Raw genomic sequence first — 26,334 nt, forward strand, 5'->3', positions numbered from 1 at the left:
GGCCCGGCGCGGGACCGTAGGGTGATCCGCCGTGAGCGAGTCAGGGCCGGAAGGCGCACCAGCTGTCGCCCGGCTGAGCGCCGCGGTGGTTCCGGCCTACAGCGCCGTGCTGACCCTGCTGATCCTCGCGCCACTGCTTGCCCCCGGCCACCTCCTGCTGCGCGATGCCGTGAGCACCCCGCGCTCGTACCTGACCGACGCCGCGCTCGGCCTCGGCGACGCGGCCCCGCGCGCGGTCCCGCAGGACGCGGCGCTCGCGGTGCTCTCCACCACGCTCGACGGCGGGCTGGTGGTGCAGGCCGTGCTACTGCTCGCGCTGTGCGGCGCGGGGCTCGGCGCCGCCGTGCTGGCGCGCCGCCTGCTGGATGCGCCGCTGTCCGCGCAGCTGGTCGCGGTGACGGTGGCGATCTGGAACCCGTACGTGGCCGAGCGCCTGCTGCAGGGCCACTGGAGCCTGCTCACCGGCTACGCCGCCCTGCCCTGGACGGTCCTCGCCGCCCTGCGCCTGCGCGACCCGCACGTCACCGGCCGGGCCCGGCTCGCCGCCTGGGCCGCGCTCGCCCTGTGCCTGGCGGCGGCGGGCCTCACCCCGACCGGCGCCCTGCTGGCCGGGGTGCTCGCCCTGCTCACCGTCGGATTACGCCGGATCCCGGGCACGGCCCTGCTCTGGCTCGGCACCGCCGCGCCGTGGCTGGTGGCGGCGGCGCTCTCCGGCTCCGCGGGCGAGCACTCGGACCCCGCGGGGATCGCCGCCTTCGCCGCCCGCGCGGAGCCGTGGCTCGGCACGCTCGGCGCGCTGGCCGGACTCGGCGGCATCTGGAATGCCGACGCCGTCCCCAGCACCCGCACCGGCCCGCTCGCCCTGATCGGCACCGCGCTGCTGCTCCTGCTGGTCCTGTTCGGGCTGCGCCGCCTGCTCGCCGCCGGGCCGCCGGACGAGACGGTGCTGCGCCGCACCCTCGCCGGGGTCGCGGTGGCCGCGGTCGTGCTGCCCGCGCTCGGCGCGACCGCGCTCGGCCTTGCCGTCGGCGAGCAGTTGGTGGCGGCGATCCCCGGCGCCGGGCTCCTCCGCGACACCCAGAAGTACGTCGCGCTGGCCGTCCCCGGCTACACCCTCGCGGCCGCCGCGGGCGCGATGGCGATCGCCCGGCGGGCGCAGGCCGCCGTCGCCGCGGTGCTGATCGCCCTGCTCACGCTGCCGCTCGCCGATCTGGCGTTCGGTGCGAGCGGGGCGCTGCGCCCGGTGCACTACCCGGCCGGGTGGGCGCGGGCGGCCGCCGCCGTCGACTCGGCGGGCCACCCCGGCGATATCGCGGTGCTGCCCGGCGGCATGTTCCGCCGTTTCCCGTGGTCAGGTGAGGCGCCGGTGCTCGACCCCGCCCCTCGCCTGCTCCCGGCCGACGTGCTGCAGACCGGCGAGCTCCCGGTGCGCGGCGGCACCGTCGCCGGCGAGGGGCGGCGCGCGGCGCGGGTGGAGCGGGCGCTGCTCGCCGGTGCGCCCGCCGCGGAGATCGCCGGTTCCGGCGTCGGCTGGGTACTGGTCGAGCACCGCACCCCCGGCCCGCTCGGCGCGTCCGCCCGCACGCTCGAGCAGCTCGGCGCCCCGGTCTACGCCGACGCCGACCTCACCCTCTACCTGGTCCCCGACCCCGTCGTCACCGACCGCCCCTCCCCGAACGCCCGCCGCATCGCGGGCGCCACCCACCTGCTCTGGGCCGCCCTCCTGATCGGCGGCGGCGCGGCAGCGGCCCTGCTCAGCCGAGCTCGGAACTCTCCGGCGCCGCGATCAACCCGCTGACGTACCCGCCCCGCGCCGCGGCGGCGAGCACCGCGTGCACCCCGTCCCCGGTCTGCTCCCAGGAGAACTCCCGCGCCCGCGCCCGCGCCTTCTCCCCCATGACGGCCCGCCCGGACCCGTCGGCGAGCAGCTCGGCGGCGGCCTCGGCGAGCTGCTCGGCGTCGTCGACGAGCACCCCGGTCACCCCGTCGACAATGGAGTCGGTGAGCCCGCGCGAACTGCGGTACCCGATGGTCGGCACCCCGTGCTGCGCCGCCTCGATGACGGCGAGCCCCCAGCCCTCCTTGCGCGAGGGGAGCAGCTGCACCCAGGCGCGGCCGAGCAGCTCGTGCTTGCGCTCCTCGTCCACGTGGCCGTGGAAGGTCACCGCGTCGTCGATGGCGAGTTCGCGCGCGTACGCCCGCAGGTTCTCCGCCCACCAGCCGCCGCCGACGACGTCGAGCCGCAGCCCGGGGAAGCGGGTGCGCAGCGCGGCGGTGGCGGCCAGCGCGTCCTCGATCTGCTTGTGCGGCACCAGCCGGGAGAGCACGACCAGCCGGGGCGCGGCGGCGCGGGTCTCCCGGTCGCCGGGGCGCACCCCGGCGGGGACCGGCTCGGCGCCGTTGCGCACGACGGCGATCCGCTCGCGCTGCACGCCGAGCGTGGCGAGCTCCTCGGCCGACGGCAGCGAGACGGTCAGGTACTGGTTGCGCCGGTGCACGCGCGGCGAGAGCCAGGACTCGATCCACCAGCCGACCCGGCCGACCAGGGTGCCCGCCACCGGCCACTGCTCGCGGTGCCCGTGGTGCACGAGCACGACGGCGGGCGCGCCCGCGGCGAGCGCGGCGAAGAAGGGGATGCCGTTCTGGGTGTCGATCACCGCGTCCGGCCGCAGCCCGCGCAGCGGGCCGAGCCCGATCCGGCCGAGCAGGATGGCGGCCAGTGCCCGCGGGTAGACGGTGTAGGGGCCGCCGCCGCGGCTGATCTCGATGCCGTCGATCCGCTCCCGGCGCGCCGCCCCCGGATACCCGGCGGTGCGCAGCGTGACCCTGACACCCTGTGCCGCCAGCCTTGCCCCGACCCGCTCCAGGTACCGCTCGCTGCCGCCGCCCTGCGGGTGCCCGGTGTCGCGCCAGCAGAGCAGGAGCACTTCGCGCACGATGGAGCTTCTCTCGTCGTCGTCGGCGGGGAATTTCGCTACACCCTATATCCCCCGCTCCGCCCCGGCCCGGACATCTCCCGGGCGGTCGCCCCGCGCCGCTGTGCGAGACTCGGCGCCGTGCTCCGAGCCGTGACCACCGCCCGCGACCCCCGTTTCGCCAGGCGCGCGACGCTGCGCCGCTCGCTGCGGCTGCTCGGCAGTTTCCGCTTCGAGCAGTCCGACCCCGCCGTCTTCTACGGCGGCCTTGCCACGGACACCGCGGAGCTGATCGCCGACTTCTACCTGGACGCCACCGGCCGCGACCTCACCGGCGCCACCGTGCTCGACGTCGGCGGCGGCCCGGGTTACTTCGCCGACGAGTTCGACCGGGCGGGCGCGCGCTACCTCCCGGTCGAGCCGGACCCGTCGGAGATGCACGCCGCGGGGCTCTCGGTGCCCGGCGCGGTGCGCGGCTCCGGCATGGCGCTGCCCTTCCGGGACGGCGCGGTGGACGTCTGCCTGTCCTCGAATGTGGCCGAGCATGTCCCCGACCCGTGGCTGATGGCCGACGAGATGGTCCGGGTGACCCGCCCCGGCGGGCTCGTCGTGCTCTCCTACACCGTGTGGCACGGCCCGTTCGGCGGCCACGAGACCGGGCCGTGGCACTACCTCGGCGGCGAGTACGCGGCGCGCAAGTACAGGCGCAAGCACGGCCGGGAGCCGAAGAACCGGTTCGGACGTTCCCTCTTCGCGGTCGGCGCCGCCGCCGGACTTCGCTGGGCAGCCAGGACTCCCGCGCAGGTAGAGGCGATTTTCCCGCGCTACCACCCGCGCTGGGCGTGGTGGCTGGTCCGCCTCCCGCTGATCCGAGAGCTACTCGTCAGCAATCTGGTCGTGGTGGCTATCGCACCGGACCGACCGGCCGGTCGCTGAGAGTTGGCTGTCAGGCCAGCTGGGCCACGGCGGAGACCAGCCCGCGCAGCCGGGCCGGGCGAGCCGCCCGCTCGGCCGCCGGGGCGGGCCACGGCGGCTCCTGCAGCGCCAGCCCGACCGTCTCCATGGCGGTGAGACCGACCTGACCGGCCAGAGCGCCGACCGCCATCACCGCCTCGGCCGCCTGCATCGCCGCGGTCGCCTGCTCCAGCGTGAGGGTGCGACCGGGCAGAAACGAGACCACCCAGCCTCCCGTGCCGACGGACTTGGCCTGATGGTCGGTCCGGTCGCTGGTCATCAGCGATCGTCCGATCACGTGCACCGCCATGTCGCGATCTCCCCAATCGGTCTCGGTTGTGTCTCGATCGAGCGGACTTTCAGTTACCAGCATCCATCGAACAGCAACAAAACGCAATAGTGCGTTTGGCGAAAAGCGAACCGGGAGGTCGGAATTCAGGCTGGTCGCGAGCGTGTGCGAACCGCAAACTAGAACACGTTACAGACAATCCGGACCCGAAAATGTAACGTGTTCCCATGCACTACGACAGCCTGTTCATCGGCGGCCAATGGACCGCTCCGGCCGGTTCCGAGCGGCTCCAGGTCATCTCACCGGCCACGGTCGAGCCGGTGGGCAGCGTCCCCCTGGTCACCACCGAGGATGTGGACAGAGCGGTCGCGGCCGCGCGCGCCGCCTTCGACTCCGGGTCGTGGCCGCACACCCCGCCTGCGGAGCGGGCCGCGGTGCTCACCAGGGCGGCCCGGCTGATCGAGCAACGCTCCGGCGATCTGCTCGCCGCGCTCACCGCCGAGATGGGCGCCACCGCGCTGGTCGGCGGGACGCTGAACCAGATCCCCGCCGTCGCCGCGCTGGACGCCTACGCCGGGCTGGCCGAGACCTTCCCCTGGCGGGAGACGCGCACCGGCGCCTTCGGCACCTCGCGGGTCTCGCGCGAGCCACGCGGGGTGGTCGCCGCGATCACCGCCTGGAACGTTCCGCTCTTCCTGGCCGCGAACAAGCTGGCCCCGGCGCTGCTGGCCGGCTGTGCCGTCATCCTCAAGCCGTCCCCGCTGACCCCGCTCAGCGCGAATATCGTCGCCGACATCTTCACCGAGGCCGGGCTGCCGGACGGCGTGCTCTCGGTGCTGCCCGCCGAGCCGGAAGCGGCGGAGTACCTGGTGACCCACCCCGGCGTGGACAAACTGACCTTCACCGGCAGCACCGCGGTCGGCCGCAGGCTCGGCGCGCTCGCCACCGAGCAGCTCAAGACGGTCTCGCTGGAGCTCGGTGGCAAGTCGGCCGCTATCGTCCTGCCCGACGTCGACCTGGCCGCGAGCGTGCCCATGCTGACCTTCGCCGGGCTGATGAACAGCGGCCAGGGCTGCGTGGCGCAGACCCGCATCCTCGCCCCGCGCAGCCGGTACGACGAGGTGGTCGACGCGGTCGTGGAGAACGTGCGCGCCATGAAGACCGGCGACCCGACCGACCCCGCGACCGTGCTCGGCCCGCTCATCTCCGAGCGCCAGCGCGACCGGGTGGAGAACTACATCGCGATCGGGCAGAAGGAGGGCGCGCGGCTGGTCCTCGGCGGCGGGCGGCCCGAGGGGCTGGACCGCGGCTGGTACGTGGAGCCGACCATCTTCGCCGACGTCGACAACTCCTCGACCATCGCGCAGGAGGAGATCTTCGGCCCGGTCCTCGCGGTGATCCCGTACGAGACCGAGGACGAGGCGGTCGCCATCGCCAACGACTCCGCCTACGGTCTGGCCGGCTCGGTGTGGACCACCGATATCGAGCACGGCGCCGAGATCGCGGGCCGGGTGCGCACCGGCACCTACGCCATCAATTGGTACGCCTTCGATCCGGGCGCGCCTTTCGGCGGCTACAAGAATTCCGGAATCGGGCGCGAAAATGGACCAGAAGGTCTGGATTCTTTCTGCGAACAGAAATCCGTTCTCATGCCGCTCGGCTACACGGAGTAGCCGAACTCAGTCCTCGAGGGTGACCACCCGGAGGACGGGCGCGGGTTCCGGGTCGGAGTCGACGATCTCCACCCGGAATCCAGGGGGCAGAACGGAATCGAGCCGGGAGGCGGCGCGCCGGAGCGGAGTGCTCGGCAGTACGTCACGCAGTGCACCGGTATCCAGATCGGTCATGTCCCGACACCTTCCGCGCGCCCATAATTCATTTCTCCAGGTCGAACGCGAGAAGCATAAGCCACCGAAGCCCGACCTCATGGCAACCAGGGAATTCCCCTCGAACGTGTCCGGTAAACACAAGCGCCGGAAATTCGTCAGCGCCGCAGCGCCCGGCGGTACGCGGCGGGCGTGCTGCCGGTGGCGGCGCGCAGGTGGCCGCGCAGCGCGGTGACGCTGCCGAAACCCGCCTGCGCCGCAACGACTTCCACCGGCAGGTCGGTGGCCTCCAGCAACTGCCGCGCCCGCAGCGTCCGCTGGGCTTCGAGCCAGCGCCGCGGCGTGCCGCCGACCAGGGCGGCGAAGCGCCGGACGAAGGTGCGCTCGCTCATCAGCGCGTGCGCCGCGAGCGCCGGAACATCGGGCACCGCGGCGGGATTCGCGGCGGCCCAGCTCAGCGCGCCGGCCTCGGTGCGCGGCGTCGGCGCGGCCGAGATGTACTGCGCCTGCCCGCCCTCGCGGTGCGGCGGGGTGACGTTCCAGCGCGCGAGGTCGGCGGCGGCCTGCGCGCCGAGTTCGCGGCGCACCAGGTGCAGGCAGAGGTCGAGCCCCGCGGAGCTCAGCACGGTACCCTCGTCGACGTAGAGCGCCTCGGGCCGCAGCCGGACGGCCCCGCGCGCGGCCGCCGCACGCAGCGCGTCGAGCACCTCGGGCGGTGGAGTCAGGGTGGGCAGCGCGATGCCGGGGACCACCACGATCTCCGCCGTCTCCAGCGCTGCCAGTCCGTGTTCGACGCTGAGATCGAAGCCGTTCGGCGTCCACACCGGGCCCGGTCGCAGCCCGCAGGTGCGCATCTCGAAGCCGGCGGACTGCCCGGTGGCGTCGGGGCCGTGCCGGAATGCCTGCACCGCGCAGCCGAGGTCGAAGGTCACGACGCCGTCCAGCGCGAGCGCGACCACCTGCCTCATGCCGCCCAGTTCGGCAGAGATCCGCGCATCAGTGGCATCCGCGCCACTCGTCCCGGCCGCGCACCTGCGCTGTACTGAGTGCGACAACAGGAGGAGGGGTCGAATGAGCGTGGACCACGAGGTCATCAGGGCGAACAGCGGGGCGCTGACCGCGGCGCAGCGCAGACGGCTGCGGGCCGAGATCGCGCGGATGCTGCCCGGGCTGCTCGCGGGGCGGCTGGCCGTGGCGGCGGGGCGCCGCGGGCGGGGGCGGGCCGACTCGGCGCGGGTGCCGGACTCGAGGGCGGCGCGGGAGGCGGAGGAGCTGGCGCGCGCCGAGCTCAGCACACCGGTGCTCGCGCACTCCTACCGCACCTACCTGTTCGGGAAGGCGCTGGCCGGGCTCGACAACGCCACCTACGACGACGAGGTGGCCTATATCGCCTGCCTGCTGCACGACCTGAACCTCGGCACGCCGACGGCGAACCGGTGCTTCGCGGTGGTCGGCGGGGAGCGGGCCGCGGCCTTCGCGCTCGGCGCCGGGCTGGCGCCGGAGCGGGCCGACGCGGTCGGCGCCGCGGTGGCGGCGCACATCACGCCGGGCGTGGCGGCGGATACCGGCGATCCCGGCGGGTTCGTCTCGGCAGGCGCCGCGGTGGACGTGATCGGCGCCCGGATCGCCGAACTGGACCGCGGTTGGCTCGGCGAGGTGCTCGCCGAGCACCCAAGGCACAACTGGAAGAAGGTGGCGATCGCGGCCCTCCGCGCCGAGGCGGCGGCCGTCCCGCGGGGCCGTACCGCGCTGCTGCTGGCCACCGGCTTCGTCCCCACCATCCGGCTCGCGCCCTTCCCGGAATAACGAAAGCGCGGCGCCCGGAATACTCCGGGCGCCGCGCTTTCGCAGGCGTACTAGTTCAAGCGCTGCTTGAGCGCCTCGAACTCGTCGCGCACGCCGGACGGCAGCTTGTCGCCGACGAACTCGAACCACTCCTCGATGAGCGGAATCTCCTTGCGCCACTCCTCGGCGTTCACCGCGAGCGCCTCGTCGACATCGGCCGCCTCGACATCGAGGCCGTCCAGGTCGAGCTGACCGGCGGTCGGCACGTGGCCGATGGCGGTCTGCTCGGCGGCGGCGGTGCCGTCGATGCGGCCGACGATCCACTCCAGCACGCGGGAGTTCTCGCCGAATCCGGGCCACAGGAAGCGGCCGTCGGCGCCCCGGCGGAACCAGTTCACGTAGAAGATCTTCGGCAGCTTCTCGGCGTCGGCGTTCTTGCCGATGTTGATCCAGTGGTTCAGGTAGTCGCCCACGTGATAGCCGAGGAAGGGAAGCATGGCCATCGGGTCGCGGCGCACGGTGCCGACCTTGCCCTCGGCGGCGGCGGTCTGCTCGGAGGAGAGCGTGGCGCCCATGAACACGCCGTGCTGCCAGTCGAAGGACTCGGTGACCAGCGGGACCGTGGTCTTGCGGCGGCCGCCGAAGAGGATCGCCGAGATCGGGACGCCCTGCGGGTCGTCCCACTCGGGCGCCAGGATCGGGCACTGCGACATCGGGGTGCAGTAGCGGGAGTTGGGGTGTGCGGCCAGCGTCTCCGTCTCGCGGAGGTACCAGTCGTTGCCCTTCCAGTCGATCAGGTGGTCGGGCTCGCCCTCCAGCCCCTCCCACCAAACGTCGTTGGTGTCGGTGAGCGCGACGTTGGTGTAGACGGTGTTGCCCGCCTCGACCGTGGCCATGGCGTTCGGGTTGGACTTCTTGTTGGTGCCGGGCGCGACGCCGAAGAAGCCGAACTCCGGGTTGACCGCGTACAGCTGCCCGTCCTTGCCGAACCGCATCCAGGCGATGTCGTCACCCAGGGTCTCGGCCCGCCAGCCGGGGACGGTGGGCTGGATCATGGCGAGGTTGGTCTTGCCGCAGGCGCTCGGGAAGGCGGCCGCGATGTAGTACGCCTTGTTCTCCGGGGAGATCAGCTTGAGGATCAGCATGTGCTCGGCGAGCCAGCCCTCGTCGTGCGCCATGGCCGAGGCGATGCGCAGCGAGTAGCACTTCTTGCCGAGCAGCGCGTTGCCGCCGTAGCCGGAGCCGTAGCTCCAGATCTCCCGGTCCTCCGGGAAGTGCGTGATGTACTTCGTGTCGTTGCACGGCCACGGCACGTCGGCCTGGCCGTCGGCGAGCGGGGCGCCGACGGAGTGCAGCGCCTTCACGAACGGCCGGTCGGTGCCGAGCTTCTCCAGCGCCGCGCGGCCCATCCGGGTCATCACCCGCATGGAGACCACGACGTACTCGGAGTCGGTCAGCTCGACGCCGAGCTTCGGGTCCTCGGCGCCGAGCGGGCCCATGCAGAACGGCACCACGTAGAGGGTGCGGCCACGCATGCTGCCGCGGTACAGCTCGGTCATGGTGGCGCGCATCTCGGCCGGGTCGACCCAGTTGTTGGTCGGGCCCGCGTCGGCCGCGGTCTTCGAACAGATGTAGGTGCGCGACTCCACCCGCGCGACGTCCGACGGATCGGAGAGCGCCAGGAAGGAGTTCGGCTTCTTCTTCGGGTCGAGCTGCTTGAACGTGCCTGCCTCGACGAGCTGAGTGGTGAGTCGATCCCACTCTTCGTCGGAACCGTCCGCCCAGACCACACGCTCCGGCTGCGTGAGTTCTGCGACTTCCTGCACCCAGGCGAGCAGTTCGGTGTGTTCGGTCGGCGCCTTGCCGTCGGATCCACGAAGACCAGGAATGGTCGCTGAAGTCATGAAAACTCTCCTGAGACGGGCAGCCGACCCGGTGCTCCGCCGCCTGGTCCTAGGCCCGTGACCAGCGCGAACACACCGAGCGCCACCATTGGCGGTGAAGCACCCGCTACGACCGATCGGCGGATCGCCCAACCGGGCGGCGTGTACGGACGAAGCGGACGCCCAGGTTCCTGCTTAAGAGGTTAACGCGATGTGACGATCGGTACGGCATCGGGATGGCTATGGAGTACCCAGGAGAAACCTATTTCACAACCGGAATCCATCGGTTCAGGCTTTCGATGTCGCGCTCGCAGGCACTGAGCTGACCTGGGCGTTCGGCGGCGGACCTGCGAATCCGGGCCTCCAGTTCGGCCACCCGGCGGTCGGTGTCCACCACCCTGGCAGCTGTGGCCTGTACCACATGATCGGAGAGCGCCGTCTCCGCGGTCACCAGTGCGGTCGCCACCCGCTGCTCCAGCTGGGCCTTCACGTTGACGAGCGCGTCGGCCGCCCACTGCCGGACGTGGTTGCGCGCGGCCACCTGGCCGCGCGCCCGCACCACCCAGGCGGCGGCGCCGGCGCCGAGCAGCAGGGTGACCGGGACGCTGGCCGCGTCCAGCGCGGGCAGCAGCGAGAACGGTGCGACCACGAGCCTGCCGATGCCGACGCCGGCGGAGGCGCCGAGCGCGATCATCAGGTTGTCCTCGACGCCGCGGTGCCTCGGCTCCGGGTCGGGGCCGACCCGGGGCGCCGGTTCGCGGCGGCGCAGCGGGACGGTCGCGCCCTCGCCGTCGACCTTGGTCGCGAGCTCGGCGGTGCGCTGCTCGATGGCGGCGTCCAGCGCCCCCGTGAGCTCGGTGACCGACCACTGCAGGTGGTCCGGGTAGGTGCCGAGGTCGGAGCGGGCCAGCTTGTCCAGCTCGGCGCGGGCGGCGGTGTGCAGCGCGCGGACCCGGGCGCCGACCTCGGTGAGCAGGTCAACCCTGGCCAGGTGCAGCTGGCCGCGCAGGGTGGCGATGGCGGTGGTGCGGCCGCCGTCGCGCGCCGCGATCAGCGCGGTCCGCTCGGCGCGCAGGGCGAGCTGGTCCGAGCCGGTCCTCAGCACGGTCACCTGGTCGGTGATGCGCTGCCTGGTCTCGGTGAGGACCCGGGTGGTCACCGCGGCGACCCGCTCCGGGCCGCCCGCGCCCGCGGCGGCGGCGCAGAGCTCGGCGTGCAGGGCGGCGAGGCCGGAGCGGTCGAGCAGGGCGGGGTCGCCGCCGCGGGCGGCCGCGGCGAGGCGGGCCGAGACCGGGAGGATCGGCAGTTCGAGCCCGGCGGCGCGGAGCAGCGCCTCGTCGCGGTCGCGGACCGCGCGCCAGTCGCGGTGCGCGTGCGTGCCGTTCAGGGCGAGCAGGACCTGCGTGCCGTCGGCGCGGAGCCTGCGCAGGAGGTCGACGGTGTCGTTGCCGAGCACGGTGCCTGCGTCGAGCAGGACGAGCGCGACCGGGCCGGGGGCGGCGCCGCGCGGGGAGGTGGTCTCCACCGAGGCGGCGATGCCGGGCACCGGGTCGGCGAGCGCGATGCGGGGCTCGAAGCGGGCCAGCTCGGTGCGGAGCACGGTGGTGTTGGCGTCGTCCGGGCCGATCAGGGTGACCCTGGAGCCGCTCCCGGTGCCGCGCACCGCCCGCAGCAGCGCCATGCCCTGCGGGTTCCAGCGCGCGATCAGCGCCTCCAGCTCGGGGGGAAGTTCCGTGCGCTGCTCCGGCCCGGACGCGGCCGTGGGCTCAGAGTCCGGCACCGCTGAGCCGTTCCCAGAGGCGCACGTAGCCCGCGTGCACGCGGAGCGCGGCGCGGCGGGCGGGGGCGGGCAGGTCGCCGCCGGCGACGGCGCGCCAGCGGTGGGCCCGGGCGAGGGCGTCGTCCGCGTCGGCGGGGGCGGGCGCGGGGTAACCGGCGGCGAGGTGCGCGACCTGGGGGCAGGCCAGCCCGGCGCGCAGCCCGAGCCAGCGCGCCTCGTCCCCGTCGAGGTGCCGCTCGAGCAGATCGCGGGCGACGCTCCCGCCCACCGGAACCGCGCGCGCCGCGAGCCGGGCGATCTCGTCGAGCAGCTCGCCGCCGCGCAGCGCCCCGATCTGCTCGTAGCGCTTGTGCAGCAGCCCGTGCAGCGGGTCGATCCCGGACGCCGCGTGCAGCAGCTGCAGCAGCGCCCGCGTCCCGATCAGGGGATCGTGCCGGAGCGCGGCGAGTGCGCAGTTCACCCCGTAGAGGTCCCAATCGCGGAGCAGCCGCTCGCGCACCGCGAGGTCGGGGCCGGGCGCGAGGAAGAGGTCGGGTGCGAGGGTGAGCGTCGGGTCGTCGCGCTCGGCGAGCGCGCGCAGCGCGGCGAGGTCGTCGGTGGAGACGGTGCCGGCCCTGGTCCGCACCGCCAGGCTCGCGACAACGGGGACGGTGGCGATGCCGAGCTCGGCGGCGCAGCGCTCGGCCGCCGCGACCGCGTCGGACCAGCGGGTGCCGATCGCGTCGGCCTTGTTCAGCACGACGACGGCGCGCTGCTCGGGCACCGCGTCCAGCGCGCGCCGGTCGGCGGGCAGCGGCGCGCCCGCGATCACGTACACCACGATGTCACCGTCGAGCACCGGGGCGGCGCTGCCCGGCTCGTCGACCGGCCCGGTCTGCACCGCGGAGATGAGCGCCAGCGCCGCCGCGACCGTGCTGCGCCCCGCCCCGGAGCGGCCGGTGATCTGGATGACCGGCGGCCTGCGCGCCTGCCGCGCCGCCGCGCCGAGCCGCTCCCCGATCCGCTGGTCGGCGGCGGCGCCGATGGCGAGGGTGCGCACCAGCTCGTCCAGCGGATCAGCCGCCCCTGGCACCGCGCCGGTGCGATCGACGGCCGTCGTCATCTGTGCTTCGCCCCCTCGCCGGGGCGGCCCGGCGCCCCGCTGCCCGGCATTGTGTCAGAGCCGGGTGGCGCCGTCAGTTGCCGCTGAAGAACCGGTTGACCCTGCGCACCGCCCAGGACGGCGCGTACTTGGCCGCGGTCGCCAGCACCTTGGCCTGCACCCCGATCTCGTAGTGCACCTTCTCCGGCCGCAGCCGGGTGCCCCGCCTGGTGGCCGCCCAGATGCCGTCGGCGACGTCGTCGGAGGTCAATCGGACCCCGAGCGAGCGGGTGCTGCCGATGTCGAGCCCGTCGACCATGGCGGTCGCGACGAAGAGCGGCCAGATCGCCAGCACCCGGATGTCGTGCTTGCGCCACTCCAGGTCGAGCGCCTCGGTGAGGCTCTTCACCGCGGACTTGCTCGCCCCGTACGTGGCCAGCTCGGGCTGGCCGTAGATGGCCGAGGCCGAGCAGAGGTTCACCACCTGCGCGCCCGCGGTGTCGCGCAGGTACGGGAAGGCGGCGTGCGTCCCGGTGACGACCCCGTTGAGATTGACGTCGAGCAGCGCGCGGTGCGCCGCGAGGTCGATCTCCTCGAACGGGCCGGAGCGCAGCAGCCCGGCGTTGTTGACCAGGACGTCGAGCCGCCCCGCGCGCTCGTGGAACTCGCGCAGCCGCAGCTCCCACTGCTCCCGGTCGGTGACGTCGAGCACCGCGGTGTGCAGGCTGCCTTCGGGCAGCTCGGCGGCGAGCCGGGAGAGCCCGACCTCGTCCACGTCGTAGGCACCGACCAGGTATCCGCGGGCCGCGAAGAGCGCCGCGGTGGCCCGGCCGATGCCGGCGGCCGCGCCGGTGACGAAGACGGTGGGTTTGCTCATGCCGCGCAGTGTAGTGCCGGGTGCGCGCGGCCCGGATGACGCGCGGGTAGCCGCAGGATTACGGGAGTGTTCCGAAACCCGTTGTCCGGCAGGGGAAATGTCCTTTTACCCAGGTGTAACGACGCGCCGCTTGTTTCCTGTCATTCGCTCGCGTTTCATCGTATGCATCAGTCTTCCACAGGCAGGAGCCCCCGATGACCCCGTTCCTGGTGACCTCCGGTTTCCACGAGAAACTCACCCGCATGCCGGTCGCGGAGTACCCGGGGACCGAGGGCTACATCGACGACGTGTACGCCAACCCCGGCGGCTCGCCCATGGCCTCCGGCTACTTCGAGCTGCGCCACACCGACGCCCCGCTGGACTACCGCTACGAGTACGACGAGATGAAGGTGGTGCTCGCGGGGGAGTTCCGGCTGGAGAACCCGGACACCGGGCAGGTGCTGATCGCCAGGGAGTCCGACGCCATCTTCTTCCCCAAGGGCTCGCGCATCCTGTTCTCCACCCCCGACCGCGCGCTCGCGTTCTACGTCGGGCTGCGCTCCTTCGCGCCGTGACCGTGAATCCGGCGACCACCAGCGTTCCGCACTGGTCGCCCGAGCCGGCGCCGGACCCGGGCGGGGCGCGGCGGCTGGTGCTCGCCGCGGGCGCGGCGGGCGACTTCGCGCTCGGCGCGGACGGGTCGGTGCCGGACGCGGTGTTCGCGGCGGCCGTGACCGGCGACCGCTTCCTGCTGGTCGGGAACGCCGCCGAGCTCGCCCGCGCCCGCGCCGACCTGCTCGCGGCCGGGGCGATCCCGGCGGAGATCACCGAGGTGCTCACGGCCGCCGCCGACCCGCACGCGGAGCAGCCGCGGGTCGTCTACTGCCCGCACTGCCACACCGGCAGCACCGGCACGGTCGCGATCGGGGGCATCGTGCCCTGCCCGAACTGCGGCATCGACCTCGTCGTCTACCACCACTACTCGCAGCGCCTCGGCGCCTTCCTCGGCTACTGCGCCGACGCCGAGGAGCGGGAGTGAGCGACGAACTGGTGGTCACCCGCGCGACCACGCTCTGCCCGGACGTCCGCGAGATCGTGCTGACCCACCCGGACGGCGGAATACTGCCGTCGTTCGCGCCGGGCAGCCACATCGGCCTGCACTGCGGCGCAGGCCCGCGGAATTCCTACTCGCTCACCGGTGATGGGCTCGACCCGCGGCACTACGCGATCTCGGTGCGGCTGGACCCGGCCGGACGCGGCGGCAGCCGGTGGGCACACGGGCTACGCCCCGGCGACCGGGTCCGGATCGACCCGCCGCGCAGCGCCTTCGCCCCGGTCGCGACGGCCAGGCACCACCTGCTCGTCGCGGGCGGAATCGGGGTGACGCCGCTCCTCGCCCACGTGCGCGCCGCACTGACCTGGGGCCGCTCCTTCCACCTGTACTACGCGCACCGCCCCGGCCGCGGCGCGCACTTGGACGAGCTGCGCGCGCTCTGCGGCGACCGGCTCCGGGTCGCGCACTCGGCGACGGCGCTGTGGGCCGCGCTCGGCCCGGCGCTGCGCCGCCAGCCGCTCGGCACCCACCTCTACGTCTGCGGCCCGGCCGCGTTGAACGAGGCCGTCACCGCGGCGGCCGCGGCGGCGGGCTGGCCGGAGCAGCGGGTGCACACCGAGGCGTTCGCCGCACCGCCGGTCGCACCGGGCGCCCCGTTCACGGTGCGGCTGGCGCGCAGCGGCCGCGAGTTCGCGGTCGGCGCCGAGCAGACCATGCTGGACGCCCTGCTCGCCGAGGGCGCCGCGGTGCCGAACCTCTGCAGACAGGGCGTCTGCGGCGAGTGCAGGCTTCCCGTCCGTTCCGGCCGCGCCGAGCACCGCGACTCCTTCCTCACCGCGGACGAGCGCGGCACCGCCGTGCTGCCCTGCGTCTCCCGCGCCACCGGCCGATTGGAGCTGGAGCTGTGAGCACCCCGACCGCCGACGTCGCCCGCTACCCCTTCCCGCTCCCCCGCGACGTCTACCGCTACAGCGCCAATATCGAGCCCGCGGGCGCACCGCGCGCCACCGAGGCGGGCTCCTGGGGCGCGCACCGGGTCGACATCGACCGCCACCTGCGCGCCGAGCTGGCCGAGCGCGCCCGGATCCTGCGCGCCGACCCCACCCGGCACCAGTGCCTGCCGCACATGCGCCCCGCCGCCTGGGAGGCGCTGCTGGTCTGCCTCGGCGAGCTGGCCGCCGCGCACCCGGCGTCCATGGCGCTGCGCCGGGACGGCGACCGGGTGTACTGGCGCAACGACCTGCTCGGCACCGAGCGCGAGTTCACCGTCGGCGACCCGGAGACCGAGCCGCTGCGCTTCCTCGGCACCCAGCTCCAGGAAGACGTGGTGCTACTGGACCAGCGCGCCGGGCAGCTGTGGGCGGACGCCGGGCTGGTCACCTTCGCGGCGGACTGGTCGATGCGCTTCGACCTCGGCATGAGCTTCCTGCAGATCCACGGGCCGGTGCCGCGGGTGCACACCGAGCGGGTGATCCCGCGGGCGCACGACTTCCTGCTCCGGCTGCCCGCGGGCCCCGGCTTCCGCCGCACCAACTGGACGCTCACCGTCGACGGCCGGCTGGACACCGCCACCGAGACCTACCCGGAGTGGGGCCGCGACCGCAGGACCGTCGCCGATGGCCCGCTCACCGAGGCAGGCGACCGGCTCTGCCTGCGCACCGAGGTGCAGCACCTGATCCGGCTCCCCTACTCCGGCGCGGTGATGTTTCTCATCCGCAGCTATCTGCTGCCGCTGCGCGAGCTGGCCGCGGTGCCCGCGTGGGCGGCCCGGCTGGCGGCCGTGCTCGCCGAACTCCCGCCCGACATGGCCGATTACAAGGGGCTGACCCGGACCCGCCCGGCCGCGATCGAATGGTTGCGGCAGTACGGCGGCGTGCCGCGCTGAGCGCCGCGAGCGCGGTCGGCTGCCGACGTGCTCGCGGGATGCTGGACAATGGGGGCGTGAACGACGCCGCCAACCAAACTGCCGAGTCGGTTCCGGGGCTGCCGTCCACAGCCCCGGCCCGCGAGCCACGCCACGGAGCCGCCTCCCGGCTCTACCCGCGGGTCACCAGTTTCCGCGCCCGCCGCGCCGCGCTGACGCCGAAACAGCAGCTGAGCTGGGATCGCACCTGGCCGGTCATCGGCCGCGACGTGGCCGACGAGCCGCTGGACGCCACCGCCTGGTTCGGCAGGGAGGCGCCGCTGGTGGTGGAGATCGGCTGCGGCACCGGCACCGCGACCGCGCTCATGGCGCAGGCCGAGCCGGAGCTGAACCTGATCGGCATCGAGGTCTACCGGCCCGGCCTTGCCCAGCTGGTGCAGCGGGTCGAGCAGGAGGAGATCCCGAACATCCGGCTGCTCCGCGGCGACGCGGTGGACGTGCTGGAGAACATGATCGCCCCCGCCTCGCTGACCGGCGTCCGGGTGTTCTTCCCCGACCCGTGGCCCAAGGCCAGGCACCACAAGCGGCGGCTGCTGCAGCCCGCCACCGTCGCGCTGATCGCCGACCGGCTGATCCCAGGCGGCACGCTGCACGTCGCCACCGACCACGCCGAGTACGCCGAGCAGATCGCCGAGGTCGGGGCCGGCGAGCCCCGGCTGACCGGGCTGAACGACGCCACCGGCGGCGATTCGGCGCGGCTCGCCGAGACCGCCCTGATCGGGGTGGAACGCCCGGTCACCAAGTTCGAGAGCAAGGCGCAGCGCGCCGGTAGCGCCATCACCGAGCTGGTGTGGGGGAAGATCGGGTCATGAGCGTCAGCGACACGACCCACGACGAGGTGGAGGTTGCCGGCGGAGCCAAGGGCGGCGAGACGCCCGCGACGGTCCGCCGGGTGCTGCTGGTCTGGGACGCGCCGAACCTGGACATGGGGCTCGGCGCCATCCTCGGCGGCCGCCCGACCGCCGCCTACCGGCCCCGGTTCGACGCGCTCGGCCGCTGGCTGCTCGCCCGCACCGCGGAGCTCTCCGCGGGCAGCTCGCTGCGGGTGGAGCCGGAGGCGACGGTCTTCACCAATATCGCGCCGGGCACCGCCGACGTGGTGCGGCCGTGGGTCGAGGCGCTCCGGAACGTCGGATATGCGGTTTTCGCCAAACCCAAGATCGACGAGGACTCCGACGTCGACGCGGACATGCTGGCCCATATCGAGCACCGCAACCGCGGTGCCGGACTGGCCGGAATCATGGTCGCCTCCGCTGATGGACAGGCATTTCGGGAGCCGCTGGAGCGGCTCGCCGCGGCCGGGGTGCCCGCGACGGTGCTCGGCTTCCGGGAGCATGCGAGTTGGGCCGTCACATCCGATACCCTCGAGTTCATCGACCTCGAGGACATCCCGGGCGTGTTCCGTGAACCCCTGCCCCGGGTGAGCCTCGACTCGCTGCCCGACGAGGGTGCCTGGCTGCAGCCGTTCCGGCCGCTAACGGCATTGCTCACCTCTCGCCCCGCCCAAGGAGTCGCTTAGTGTTCACACGCTGGGGCGATCTGGTCTTCAAGCTGCGCTTCGCCGTCCTCGGCATCGTCAGCGCGGCACTGCTCGCCCTCGGCGGCTACGGCCTCGGCCTCGGCGATCACCTGAGCTCCAGCGGGTGGGACGACCCCACCTCGGAATCGGCCGAGGCAGCGCGCATTTCGGACGAGGCATTCGGCCGCGACCACAACAGCGACGTGATCGTGCTGTACACCGCGCCGGAGGGGACGACGATCGAGGACCCGGCCTTCCGGGACAAGATCGTCGAGAGCCTGAACCGGCTGCCGCGCGAGCACCCGGAGCAGATCGCGAAGATCAACGGCGCCTACTGGCAGACCGAGACCGGCGCCGCCTCGCCGCAGACCTTCGGCTCCAAGGACAAGAAGTACACCTTCGCCTCGGTCGCCGTCGTCGGCGATGACGACACCACGATGGTGCGCAACTTCCGGGACGTCAAGGACGCTTTCGAGATCGACGGCATCGACGTCCAGGTGGCCGGGTTGCAGCCGGTGGCGGGCACGCTGAACGACACCATGGCCGAGGATCAGAAGCGGATGGAGCTGCTGGCCATCCCGGCCGTCGGCGTGCTGCTCTTCTTCGTCTTCGGCGGCCTGGTCGCCGCGGCGCTCCCGCTGGTGGTCGGCGGCCTCACGGTCATCGGCGCGTGGGGCATCGTGCGCTTCCTGACCCACTTCACCGAGGTGAACTCCTTCGTCTCGCCGGTGGTCTCGATGATCGGGCTCGGGCTCGCGATCGACTACGGGCTCTTCATCGTCAGCCGGTTCCGCGAGGAACGCGCCGAGGGGTACGACACCAAGGCCGCCGTGCGGCGCTCGGTGATGACCGCGGGCCGGACCGTCGTGTTCTCCGCGACCATGATCATCGCGAGCCTCGGCGGCATGCTGCTCTTCCCGCAGGGCTTCCTGAAGTCGGTCGCCTACGGCGCCATCGCCACCGTCTCGCTGGCCGCGATCACCGCGCTCACCGTGCTGCCCGCCATGCTCGCCATCCTCGGCAAGCGGGTGGACGCGCTCGGGCTCAAGCGGTTCCGCGCCACCAAGACCGCCGAGGAGGTGGAGAACAGCCTCTGGGGGCGCACCACCCGCTGGGTCATGCGGCACCCGCTGAAGATCGCCATCCCGATCACGATCATCCTGCTGCTGCTCATCATCCCGGTGAAGAACCTGGCCTTCGGTGGCATCAACGAGCGCTACCTGCCGCCCGACAACGCGACCAGGCTCGCGCAGGCCGAGTTCGACCAGATCTTCCCGCTGCGCAAGTCCGACCCGGTCCAGATCATCTTCGTCTCCACGGACACCACCGCCATCGGCCGGGTGCTCAAGGAGGTCAACCAGGCACCTGGTCTCGGCTCCCCGTTCGAGATCCCGACCAAGTCGCAGACCCAGCCGGAGGTCTTCCGCACCAACGCGACCCTGGCCGACTCGGAGAACGCCGACCCGACCATCGAGTACCTGCGCGCGATCGACGTCCCCGACAGCGTGACCATGCTGGTCGGCGGGCAGCCGACGATCCAGAAGGACAGCATCGACGCGCTGCTGCGCACGCTGCCGCTGATGATCGCGCTCGTGCTCTTCGTGACCACGCTGCTCATGTTCCTGACCTTCGGCTCGCTGGTGCTGCCGATCAAGGCCGCGCTCATGAGCGCGCTCGGCCTCGGCTCCACGCTCGGCATCCTGACCTGGATCTTCGTCGACGGCCACGGCGCCGGGCTGTTGAATTTCACGCCGCAGCCGATCATGTCGCCGGTGCTCGTGCTGATCATCGCGATCATCTACGGGTTGTCCGTCGACTACGAGGTGTTCCTGCTCTCCCGCATGGTCGAGGCGCGCAGCAAGGGCGCCTCCACCACCGAGGCGGTGCGCGTCGGCACCGCGCACACCGGCCGGATCATCACCGCCGCCGCGCTCATCCTGCTCGTCGTCACCGGCGCCTTCGCCTTCTCCGACCTGGTGATGATGCAGTACATCGCCTACGGCATGGTGGCCGCGCTCTTCATCGACGCCACCGTGCTGCGCATGCTGCTCGTCCCCGCCGTCATGAAGATGCTCGGCGACGACTGCTGGTGGGCGCCTGCCTGGATGAAGCGGATGCAGGAGAAGATCGGGCTCGGCGAGCCGCTGCTCGACGACGAGCGGCCCGGGGGCGACGACGTGGTCGACCTGGTCAAGACCACGCCCATCACCGACCCGGTGACGATGGTGATGCCCGCCGTCTCCAGCAGCAAGCTGCGCAAGACGCCGCGCAGGCCGCGCACGGTCGAGGAGATCGAGTCGGAGGCGCCGACGGCGCGGATCGGCGGGCGGCACGAGCGGCCCGCGAAGCGAGCGTCGGTGAAGCGGGGCGATTCCGGTTCGGGCGAGCGGCCCGGTGCCGATCGGGCCGGTTCAGCCGAGCGGCCCGGTTCCGAGCGGGCCGGTGCTGCCGGTGCCCCGATTCGGGCCGGTGAGATGCAGCGGCCCGGTGATCCGACGCGGCCGGGTGCGCCGAGGCGGGTCGAGGAGCCGCGGCGGGCGGGCGAGCCGGCGCAGGCAGGCGATCCGAGCCGGGTTGGTGGCTCGGCACGGCCGGGCGAGCCCTTGCGGGCCGGTGACACCGCGCGACCGGGCGATCCGCACCGGCTCGGCGGTTCGACGCCGACCGGGCAGCCGGGCGATCCGGGTCGATCCGTCGGTTCCGAGCCGGTGCGGCCCGGCGCTTCCCTGCGGCCCGACGAGCTGATGCGGCCCGGTGGCTTCGGGCCGGGCGAGCCCGTGCGTGCGAGTGACCCCGGGCGAGAGGGCACTGCGGGCTCCCGCGATGCCGGGCTCGCCGACGTGGGCCGCGCCGCAGCGGGTTCCGCCGTTCCCGGCCAGGCCCCGCTGCTGGACCTCTCCACCGGACAGTCCGATCCGGGCACCCCGCGCCCCCACGTGATCCCCCCCGGCCCGCACGACCCCTCCCGCCCGCAGGCGCGCCCGACGGGCCGCGCCCGGGTCCTCCCCCCGCGCACCGTCGACCAGCCGACGCAACCGCACTCCCCCGCGGACGACCACGGCCCGCACCGCCCCGAACCCGTACTCGGCGAAGCCGCACCGAGCGGCGCGGGCGCCACCCGGCTCGGCGGCGGCAACGGCGGCACCCCCGACGCCCCCACCCCGGAAACCCCCGGTCCCGGCACGGACGGCCGCAACAGCATCGAAGACTGGATGGCCGAACTCCGCTCCTCCCGCCGCCGCATCACCGCGGCCGAGGAGCCGCGCGCGGGCGACGACGGCCGCACGGTCAGCGTCAACGAGCTGCTGCGCAGGCGGGACGGGGAGTAGCACCGTCTCACCCCTCGGCGTCCGCGGCGGTCTCCTGCCGCTCCGCGGCCGCGTCGGCGAAGGCGCGGGCGTAGCGGGTTCCGGCGAGCAGGAGCAGGACGCCGACCACCAGGAAGGCGAGGACGCGGACCAGGCCGTCGAGGGTGGCGAGGTCGAAGAGGAAGAGTTTGGCGAGCGCCGCCGCGGTGACGAGCAACCCGGAGACCAGGGCGACCTTGGCGGCGGCGGGGGCGCGGGTGAGCAGGCGGAGGCCGTAGAAGAGCGCGGCGGTGGCACCGGCCATCCAGAGGATGGTGGCGGCGCTGTGGCCGGCGACGAAGCCGTCGGCGGCGCCGGTCGCCACGCCGATGGAGACCGTGGTGACGGTGGTGGCGTAGAGCGCGATTAGGGCGGCGATGACGCCGAAGACGGAGTCCGCGCCGGTGTCCCGGTTCGGGGCGACGGTGCGCAGGCAGCGGAAGCCGAGGCCCGCGACGGCGACGGCGAGCACCGCGGCGACGGCGGTGGTGAAGCCGAGGTCGTCGACCGCGAGGCGCTGGGTGGCGAGGGTTTCGGTGTTCGCCAGGGTGAACAGCAGGCCGGTGCCGATGACGCCGAAGGCGGTGCCGAGCAGGGCCGCGAGCAGCGACCTCGACTGGCTGCCGACGGCGAGGAAGCCGGCGGCGACCGCGAGGAGCGCGATCGGCAGCGTGTCGTCAGCGGTCACCGCGGTACAGGTGGCGAACAGCGCGAGCGCGCCCGCCACCGCGGCGGTGGCCCTCGTGTGCAGCGGAATGCGCAGCGACGCGGCGAATTTCGCGGAGGTGAGCGCGGCGGCGCCGAGCAGGGCGGCGGCGGTGACGCCGGAGACGACGGCCGCGGCGGGGCGGTCGAAGAGCGCGGGCATGCTCAGCAGCGGGACCGTGGACAGGGCGAAGGCGACGGTGGCGACGATGTCCTTCGGGCGGCGGCGCACGCTGTCGACCACGCCGACGGCGCCGAGCAGCGCGATCACGGTGGCGCCTGCCAGGATCCAGAGCACCCGGGAGTCGATGGGGTCGTCGATCACCGCCTCGCCGACGGCCCACAGGGTGGCGAGCACGGCGGGCAGGGTGCGGGCGATCTGCAGTGCGGGCCAGTCGAAGCGGCGGTGCACCGGGAGGCCCGCGGCCATGAGCACGATCAGGAAGGCGACGAGCGCGAGGTCACCGGTGACGGCCGGGGAGAGCACCGCGACGCCGGCGACCACCAGCACCGCGAACGGCTGCGAACGCCACTGCATGGCGAGGGCGACGCCGCCCGCGGCGATGCCGAAGGCGACGGCGAGGCCGGGGATCGGGTGCAGCCAGCCGTACAGGGTGGTCACGGCGAGGACGTCCAGGTAGCCACCGGCGATACCGGTTGCGGCGAGGGCGATGCCGCCGACCCGGCCGCCCGCGCGGCCGGAGACCCGGATTCCCGCGGCGACCAGGACCGCGCTGAACACCGCGCCCGCGGCGACCCGCGGGACCGGGCCGAACCAGCCCGCCTGCGCGGCCAGGACCAGCAGCATCACGACGCCGGTCAGCGTCACCGCGACGCCCGCGACGGCAAGCAGGCGGCTGACCACGCCTTCGCGCTGCCACCACGGCGGGGTCGTCCTCGGCGGGCGCGTGTATGGGGGCGGGGTTCCGGGCGGGCGCTGCCCGTAGGGCGGGACGCCCGGACGGGGTGCGGGCCAGGTGTTCGGACCGGATCCGGGCGGCGGTGCCATCTGTCCACCGGGCCCGGGCGGCGCCAACTGCCCACCGTGTCCGGATGACGGTGCCATCTGCCCACCGAGCCCGGGACGCCACCCGGCGCTCGGGTTGGGTGGCACCGGCGCACCCTGCCTGGCCTGCCGGGCGGAAGGCAAAACCGGACCACCGGCAGGCTGCCAACCGGGGGGCGGAACCTCCGGGCCACCGGCGGCAGGCTGCCAGCCGAGGGGCGGAACCGCGGGGCCACCGGCGACAGTCGGCGGGCCAAGGGGCGGAACCGCCGGACCACCGGCGATAGTCGGCGGGCCGGGAGCCGGAACCGCACGGGCACCGGCCGGATCACCGCCGGGCACCGGCCGCTTCCACACGCCGGCCGCGTCACCCGCGGCAGAACCCTCCGCCCCGGCGGAGCCGGCGGCAACCGACCCCGCGGCACCCCCCGCCGGAGAACCGGCGACGCCGGGCGCGATCTGGACCCGCAACAGGTCCAGATCGCGCCCGAGTGCGCCCATGCGCGTACCCAGATCGGTGAACTCCCCGGACAACCGCGCGACCAGGGCCGGATCGATGAGTGTGGTCATGCACCCATCGTCGGCGCGGCGGCGCCCCCCGGCATGAGTAGAAACCCCCGGCGCGCCGCCGGGATCTACCCGACCTGCGACTACGTAACGGTCAAGCGGGTGACGGCGTGCACCGCGGCCAGCACCGCGCCGCGCGCGGGCATGGCGAGCGCACCCGCGCCGGGTTCGCCGACCCAGTGGTAGCCGAGGCCGCTGTCGACCGTCGGCAGCATCACGTGACGCCCACTCGGCACCACGGTCACCCGATGCCCGGCGAGGGTGTGCCGCTCGCGAATGTCCAGCGGCGCGGCCGGGATCGGCGGGGTGACCAGGAAGGTCCAGCTACCGTCGCCGGGGTCGGCGATCACCGGCGCGGGCCGCTCCCGCTCCAGGCGGTTCAGCACGGCGCGGCCGAGCTCGGGCGGCATCACCACGGCGCCGAGCACCGAGCCGGTGCTCACGGTCGGGCGGCCGGCGAAGAGCTGGACCGGCAGCCCGTAGCGATGTCGGAGCAGGTACGCCACATCGTGCGGGGAGTGACAGGATTCGAACATCGCCCTCATCCCTCCCCCTCGTCGCGGGCGTCGAGTAGTAGGCCGCAGCTCTGTCGCTGTTCCGGTGTCGCAGGCCACGTCGCGCGTTCCGCGCTCCGGGCCCTTACGAAGATCTCGGGATGGGTGATCATTCGTTGCCCGCCCTTTGCAGGTCGTCAAAGTTGCAGAAATACAAACGTATTCCATGGACACGTCAACGAGTCGTACGCAATGTCCCACTCGGCACCCCAGATGCGGAATAGCGTCGTACCCTGAAACCTGGATTTAACAAAGGGGCAGGGTGGGCATGGACGATTCGACGATCGGAGTGCGGATCCGCTACTTCCGCGGGCGCGCGCTGACCCAGCGGCAGCTAGCGGACCAGGCCGGCGTCAGCGTCGATCTGGTGCGCAAGCTGGAGCAGGGCGGCAGGCAGACGGCGTCGATCGCGAGTCTGCAGAAGATCGCCCGCGCCCTCGACGTCGACATCGCCGACCTGATCGGCAAGAAGCAGGGCGGTGTCCCCTCCACCGACCCGGACGCGGGGATCGTCGCGATCCGCCGCGCCCTCACCCCCGTCGACGACCTGCTCGGCGCCGCCCCCGACGACCGCTCCGCCGACCTGGACGAGGGCCGCCGCGCGGTCGAGTACGCCTGGGGCGCCTACTGGACCGGCCGGTACGAACTGCTCACCTCGCTGCTGCCGACCGGGCTCACCCAGCTCCGCGCGACGGTGCACGCCGCGCGCAACGGCTCGGTGGCCCCGGCGAACGAGCTGCTGGCCCGGATGTACTGGGTCACCGGCTGCACGCTGGTGCACCTGGGCCAGACCGACCCGGCCTTCCTGGCGATCCGGCAGGCGCTCACCGCCGCCGAGCGCGGCGACGATCCGCTGCTGCTCGGCACGATTCGCGGCTCGGTCGCCTGGCAGTTGCTGGTCCAGGGCCGCTACGCCGAGTCGCGCGGGGTCGCGCTGCGCGCCGCCGCCGAGCTGGAGCCGGACGGCGAGGTCGCCGCGCCGCACCTGGCCGCCTACGGCTCGCTGGTGCTGCAGGGCGCGACGGCGGCGGGCCGCGCGCAGGAGGTTCCCGAGGCGCTCGCGCTGGTACAGGCTGCCGGCGAGGTGGCGGGGCGGCTCGGCGCCGACCGGCGCGACTACGAGACCTACTTCGGCCCGTCCCAGGTCGTCATGCAGACGGTGGACGTGAACGTCTCGGCCGAGCGCTACCCGGAGGCGCTGGCGGCCGCCGCCACCATGCCGGCGCGATGCGGGCTACCGCAGGCATCCCGGGCCAGGCACCTCACCGACACCGCGGTCGCGCTGACCCGAACCGGCAAGCGCGGACGGGCGCTGGACACCCTGCTCGACGCCGAGCGGGTCGGCGGCGCGGACTGGCTCAAGTACCAGACGCTGCCGAAGCACATCGTCTCGGAGCTGCTCGACCACGACCGCAGGCTGCCGCTGCGTACCTTCGCCCGCAGGCTCGGCGTACACGCCTGATCAGTGCTGATACCCCATCAGCTTGCGCCAGTGCGCGCTGAGCGGGTGCTTGGCGGTAACCGAGCCGAAGCGGACCCGGCCCGCCACGATCAGGTGCAGCCTGCCGAAGGGCGGGCCGGTGCGCACCTTGTTGCTGATGCTGGAGCCGATCAGGTCGATGTTGTTCAGGTCGACGGTGGTCTCGGTGGGGACGACAAGGGTGAGGCCGCTGCAGTAGTCGTCCATGTGCAGCTCGACCACCTGGGTGGTCATGATCGCCTGGGTGAAATCCAGCGTCACCGAGGACATCCAGGAGTTCAGCCGCAGCACCGGCGGCACCTGCCAGCGCCCCCTGCGGGTGACCCCGGACATCCTGGCCCGGATCACCGAGCCGCCGTCGCCGGAGATCGGCTGCGCCGGGCGGGGGGCGAAGGCGGGGCCGGGCGGGTAGTTCACGAAGTTCGACGTGGGCGCGGCGGGGCGGCCGACCAGCCGCATGCCGGGCAGGTCGATGAGCACGGCGTTGAGCTCGCCGCGGGTCTTGGCGGCCAGCGCGGTGTCCATCCGCTCGGTGAACTCGCCGAGCGAGAGCATGCCCAATCCGACGGCGCGCTGCAGCAATTGCCCGACGTGCTCGCGCTCGGCATCGGAGACCCGCAGCTCGCGATCGCTCACGTGCCGCGGGTGCGCGGGCTCGGCCGACAGCCCCGGCGCTCGCACGCCGTGCTGCTCCCGCGGCTGGTCGAGTTCCGCCTCCGCCACCGGGCCTGACTCGCGCACGCGGGCCTCCTCACCTGACTCTGCCTCGGACCCACCCATCCTTCGAGATTACCGACGGAATCGCCGCT

The 26,334-nt window shown here is 73.4% G+C and carries 23 protein-coding genes; 12 read left to right on the forward strand and 11 right to left on the reverse strand.

Features of this window, described 5'->3' with window-relative positions; genetic code table 11:
* Positions 1 to 31 precede the first annotated feature (31 nt).
* Complete coding sequence (locus LTT61_RS17430; RefSeq protein ID WP_420094653.1) at positions 32 to 1,798, forward strand: hypothetical protein; 1,767 nt, start codon at positions 32 to 34, stop codon at positions 1,796 to 1,798.
* On the opposite strand, the gene LTT61_RS17435 is transcribed toward LTT61_RS17430, so the two are convergent.
* Complete coding sequence (locus LTT61_RS17435; RefSeq protein ID WP_233015065.1) at positions 1,755 to 2,936, reverse strand: glycosyltransferase family 4 protein; 1,182 nt, start codon at positions 2,934 to 2,936, stop codon at positions 1,755 to 1,757. The genes LTT61_RS17430 and LTT61_RS17435 overlap by 44 nt on opposite strands.
* 120 nt (positions 2,937 to 3,056) lie before the next feature.
* Between LTT61_RS17435 and LTT61_RS17440 the strand changes: the two genes are divergently transcribed.
* The gene (locus LTT61_RS17440; protein ID WP_233015067.1) at positions 3,057 to 3,851 is read left to right on the forward strand and encodes a class I SAM-dependent methyltransferase; all 795 of its coding nucleotides are present in this window, start codon (positions 3,057 to 3,059) and stop codon (positions 3,849 to 3,851) included.
* Positions 3,852 to 3,861: 10 nt separating this feature from the next.
* Here LTT61_RS17440 and LTT61_RS17445 read toward each other — a convergent pair whose 3' ends face one another.
* Positions 3,862 to 4,179 (reverse strand): hypothetical protein, encoded by a 318-nt coding sequence (locus LTT61_RS17445; RefSeq protein WP_233015069.1) that lies wholly within the window; start codon positions 4,177 to 4,179, stop codon positions 3,862 to 3,864.
* Positions 4,180 to 4,385: 206 nt separating this feature from the next.
* Between LTT61_RS17445 and LTT61_RS17450 the strand changes: the two genes are divergently transcribed.
* Entirely contained in the window at positions 4,386 to 5,831 is a 1,446-nt protein-coding gene (locus LTT61_RS17450; RefSeq protein ID WP_233015071.1) for an aldehyde dehydrogenase, read from the forward strand.
* Positions 5,832 to 5,837: 6 nt separating this feature from the next.
* Here LTT61_RS17450 and LTT61_RS17455 read toward each other — a convergent pair whose 3' ends face one another.
* Both LTT61_RS17455 and LTT61_RS17460 read right to left on the reverse strand, forming a co-directional pair.
* The gene (locus LTT61_RS17455) at positions 5,838 to 6,005 is read right to left on the reverse strand and encodes a hypothetical protein (RefSeq protein ID WP_233015073.1); all 168 of its coding nucleotides are present in this window, start codon (positions 6,003 to 6,005) and stop codon (positions 5,838 to 5,840) included.
* Positions 6,006 to 6,142: 137 nt separating this feature from the next.
* Positions 6,143 to 6,952: a GlxA family transcriptional regulator gene (locus LTT61_RS17460; protein ID WP_233015075.1), complete on the reverse strand. Its 810-nt coding sequence runs from the start codon at positions 6,950 to 6,952 to the stop codon at positions 6,143 to 6,145.
* A 103-nt stretch (positions 6,953 to 7,055) separates the two neighbouring features.
* On the opposite strand from LTT61_RS17460, the gene LTT61_RS17465 reads away from it, so the two are divergent.
* Positions 7,056 to 7,790 (forward strand): phosphohydrolase, encoded by a 735-nt coding sequence (locus LTT61_RS17465; RefSeq protein ID WP_233015077.1) that lies wholly within the window; start codon positions 7,056 to 7,058, stop codon positions 7,788 to 7,790.
* 50 nt (positions 7,791 to 7,840) lie between these two features.
* Here LTT61_RS17465 and LTT61_RS17470 read toward each other — a convergent pair whose 3' ends face one another.
* The 4 genes from LTT61_RS17470 to LTT61_RS17485 form a co-directional block, all read right to left on the reverse strand.
* Positions 7,841 to 9,673 (reverse strand): phosphoenolpyruvate carboxykinase (GTP), encoded by a 1,833-nt coding sequence (locus LTT61_RS17470; RefSeq protein ID WP_233015079.1) that lies wholly within the window; start codon positions 9,671 to 9,673, stop codon positions 7,841 to 7,843.
* A gap of 241 nt (positions 9,674 to 9,914) precedes the next feature.
* Positions 9,915 to 11,432 (reverse strand): hypothetical protein, encoded by a 1,518-nt coding sequence (locus tag LTT61_RS17475; RefSeq protein ID WP_233015081.1) that lies wholly within the window; start codon positions 11,430 to 11,432, stop codon positions 9,915 to 9,917.
* A complete protein-coding gene (locus tag LTT61_RS17480; RefSeq protein WP_233015083.1) occupies positions 11,419 to 12,534 on the reverse strand; it encodes a hypothetical protein in 1,116 nt (371 codons plus the stop codon). Before LTT61_RS17480 ends, LTT61_RS17475 begins: the two co-directional genes overlap by 14 nt.
* A 73-nt stretch (positions 12,535 to 12,607) precedes the next feature.
* Complete coding sequence (locus tag LTT61_RS17485) at positions 12,608 to 13,390, reverse strand: SDR family oxidoreductase (protein WP_233015085.1); 783 nt, start codon at positions 13,388 to 13,390, stop codon at positions 12,608 to 12,610.
* A gap of 194 nt (positions 13,391 to 13,584) precedes the next feature.
* Here LTT61_RS17485 and LTT61_RS17490 point away from each other — a divergent pair, with 194 nt between their 5' ends.
* Genes LTT61_RS17490 through LTT61_RS17520 form a run of 7 tightly spaced genes read left to right on the forward strand, consistent with a single transcriptional unit; the run spans position 13,585 to position 21,195 of the window.
* Positions 13,585 to 13,944, forward strand: a complete 360-nt coding sequence (locus tag LTT61_RS17490) for a cupin domain-containing protein (protein ID WP_233015087.1) — start codon at positions 13,585 to 13,587, stop codon at positions 13,942 to 13,944.
* Complete coding sequence (locus tag LTT61_RS17495) at positions 13,941 to 14,408, forward strand: dimethylamine monooxygenase subunit DmmA family protein (protein WP_233015089.1); 468 nt, start codon at positions 13,941 to 13,943, stop codon at positions 14,406 to 14,408. The genes LTT61_RS17490 and LTT61_RS17495 overlap by 4 nt, the downstream gene beginning before the upstream one ends.
* A complete protein-coding gene (locus tag LTT61_RS17500) occupies positions 14,405 to 15,331 on the forward strand; it encodes a PDR/VanB family oxidoreductase (protein WP_233015091.1) in 927 nt (308 codons plus the stop codon). The genes LTT61_RS17495 and LTT61_RS17500 overlap by 4 nt, the downstream gene beginning before the upstream one ends.
* On the forward strand, positions 15,328 to 16,308 hold the full coding sequence (locus tag LTT61_RS17505) for a heme-dependent oxidative N-demethylase family protein (protein ID WP_233015093.1): 981 nt from the start codon (positions 15,328 to 15,330) through the stop codon (positions 16,306 to 16,308). The genes LTT61_RS17500 and LTT61_RS17505 overlap by 4 nt, the downstream gene beginning before the upstream one ends.
* A gap of 38 nt (positions 16,309 to 16,346) precedes the next feature.
* On the forward strand, positions 16,347 to 17,159 hold the full coding sequence (gene trmB, locus LTT61_RS17510; RefSeq protein ID WP_233015095.1) for a tRNA (guanosine(46)-N7)-methyltransferase TrmB: 813 nt from the start codon (positions 16,347 to 16,349) through the stop codon (positions 17,157 to 17,159).
* Complete coding sequence (locus tag LTT61_RS17515) at positions 17,156 to 17,866, forward strand: NYN domain-containing protein (protein WP_233015097.1); 711 nt, start codon at positions 17,156 to 17,158, stop codon at positions 17,864 to 17,866. The genes trmB and LTT61_RS17515 overlap by 4 nt, the downstream gene beginning before the upstream one ends.
* Complete coding sequence (locus LTT61_RS17520; RefSeq protein WP_233015099.1) at positions 17,866 to 21,195, forward strand: MMPL family transporter; 3,330 nt, start codon at positions 17,866 to 17,868, stop codon at positions 21,193 to 21,195. The genes LTT61_RS17515 and LTT61_RS17520 overlap by 1 nt, the downstream gene beginning before the upstream one ends.
* 7 nt (positions 21,196 to 21,202) lie before the next feature.
* Here the strand turns inward: LTT61_RS17520 and LTT61_RS17525 are convergent, their stop codons facing one another.
* Complete coding sequence (locus LTT61_RS17525; protein WP_233015101.1) at positions 21,203 to 22,783, reverse strand: DUF2339 domain-containing protein; 1,581 nt, start codon at positions 22,781 to 22,783, stop codon at positions 21,203 to 21,205.
* A gap of 791 nt (positions 22,784 to 23,574) precedes the next feature.
* The gene (locus tag LTT61_RS17530; RefSeq protein WP_233015103.1) at positions 23,575 to 24,027 is read right to left on the reverse strand and encodes a hypothetical protein; all 453 of its coding nucleotides are present in this window, start codon (positions 24,025 to 24,027) and stop codon (positions 23,575 to 23,577) included.
* Between the two features lie 286 nt (positions 24,028 to 24,313).
* On the opposite strand from LTT61_RS17530, the gene LTT61_RS17535 reads away from it, so the two are divergent.
* Positions 24,314 to 25,507, forward strand: coding sequence for a helix-turn-helix domain-containing protein (locus LTT61_RS17535; protein WP_233015105.1), 1,194 nt, complete (start codon positions 24,314 to 24,316; stop codon positions 25,505 to 25,507).
* Here the strand turns inward: LTT61_RS17535 and LTT61_RS17540 are convergent, their stop codons facing one another.
* Positions 25,508 to 26,161 carry a DUF1707 SHOCT-like domain-containing protein gene (locus tag LTT61_RS17540; protein WP_233021055.1) on the reverse strand — a complete coding sequence of 218 codons (654 nt, stop codon included), beginning with the start codon at positions 26,159 to 26,161 and terminating at the stop codon, positions 25,508 to 25,510. It lies immediately after the preceding gene.
* Positions 26,162 to 26,334: the final 173 nt, after the last annotated feature.

The organism is Nocardia asteroides (assembly GCF_021183625.1).
Lineage (GTDB): Bacteria > Actinomycetota > Actinomycetes > Mycobacteriales > Mycobacteriaceae > Nocardia > Nocardia asteroides_A.

Coding starts and splice junctions, on each gene's coding strand:
- LTT61_RS17445 (WP_233015069.1), bottom strand. CDS start 4,179: ATGGCGGTGCACGTGATCGGACGATCGCTGATGACCAGCGACCGGACC.
- LTT61_RS17450 (WP_233015071.1), top strand. CDS start 4,386: ATGCACTACGACAGCCTGTTCATCGGCGGCCAATGGACCGCTCCGGCC.
- LTT61_RS17455 (WP_233015073.1), bottom strand. CDS start 6,005: ATGACCGATCTGGATACCGGTGCACTGCGTGACGTACTGCCGAGCACT.
- LTT61_RS17460 (WP_233015075.1), bottom strand. CDS start 6,952: ATGAGGCAGGTGGTCGCGCTCGCGCTGGACGGCGTCGTGACCTTCGAC.
- LTT61_RS17465 (WP_233015077.1), top strand. CDS start 7,056: ATGAGCGTGGACCACGAGGTCATCAGGGCGAACAGCGGGGCGCTGACC.
- LTT61_RS17470 (WP_233015079.1), bottom strand. CDS start 9,673: ATGACTTCAGCGACCATTCCTGGTCTTCGTGGATCCGACGGCAAGGCG.
- LTT61_RS17480 (WP_233015083.1), bottom strand. CDS start 12,534: ATGACGACGGCCGTCGATCGCACCGGCGCGGTGCCAGGGGCGGCTGAT.
- LTT61_RS17485 (WP_233015085.1), bottom strand. CDS start 13,390: ATGAGCAAACCCACCGTCTTCGTCACCGGCGCGGCCGCCGGCATCGGC.
- LTT61_RS17490 (WP_233015087.1), top strand. CDS start 13,585: ATGACCCCGTTCCTGGTGACCTCCGGTTTCCACGAGAAACTCACCCGC.
- trmB (WP_233015095.1), top strand. CDS start 16,347: ATGCTGGACAATGGGGGCGTGAACGACGCCGCCAACCAAACTGCCGAG.
- LTT61_RS17515 (WP_233015097.1), top strand. CDS start 17,156: ATGAGCGTCAGCGACACGACCCACGACGAGGTGGAGGTTGCCGGCGGA.
- LTT61_RS17530 (WP_233015103.1), bottom strand. CDS start 24,027: ATGTTCGAATCCTGTCACTCCCCGCACGATGTGGCGTACCTGCTCCGA.
- LTT61_RS17535 (WP_233015105.1), top strand. CDS start 24,314: ATGGACGATTCGACGATCGGAGTGCGGATCCGCTACTTCCGCGGGCGC.